Origin of the sequence: Campylobacter concisus (assembly GCF_002914195.1) — a bacterium.
Lineage (GTDB): Bacteria > Campylobacterota > Campylobacteria > Campylobacterales > Campylobacteraceae > Campylobacter_A > Campylobacter_A concisus_M.
Genome location: NZ_PPAU01000121.1, coordinates 1 through 549, shown reverse-complemented (window position 1 = coordinate 549; position 549 = coordinate 1). Strand labels below are relative to the sequence as shown.

Annotated in this window: 1 protein-coding gene; it reads right to left on the bottom strand. The window is 34.2% G+C overall.

Annotation, left to right across the window (positions count from 1 at the left end):
• Positions 1–131: 131 nt before the first annotated feature.
• A complete protein-coding gene (locus CYP28_RS08370) occupies positions 132–491 on the bottom strand; it encodes a hypothetical protein (protein ID WP_103593839.1) in 360 nt (119 codons plus the stop codon).
• Positions 492–549: the final 58 nt, after the last annotated feature.

Sequence of the window (549 nt, the reverse complement as noted above, 5' to 3'; positions counted from 1 at the left end):
GCATATTTTATTAGCTTTTAAGTGCTTATAAAATACTATTGAAACGTTTCATTCCGATAAGGATGAATATAAGTTTTTTCACTGTTGTAGGCATAGCGAGATCTTGGTCGGCCTCTCTATGCCTCTTTCAATCAATAACCGCCTGCTACGCAGTTTAAGCTATTTGCTTCTTCATCAAATATATATATTCTTCCATGATCGGAGTATTTGTGAGCATCTTCGATATGGTTATAAAAATACTCAATGGCTTCATTAAAATTTAGACCTGCATAGCCATCACGATGGTCCCCTCTTAGGATAAGAAATTGACCAGTTTCATTAACATATAACGCTGTTGTGTCGCAACCATAATCTGAAACCGAAAATCGTGAATTACTATATGAGATGTAAAATTCCTCTGCTTCATTACTAATAACATTATTATTAATTAGCCCCATTGCTTCTAGCTCATAACGTGGCAATGTTGCCATAACTCTATCTAAATTATTCATTATTTCCCCTTTTTACTTGTCTTTAAGTGTTTATATTGGATAATTCTTGTCCCCACAC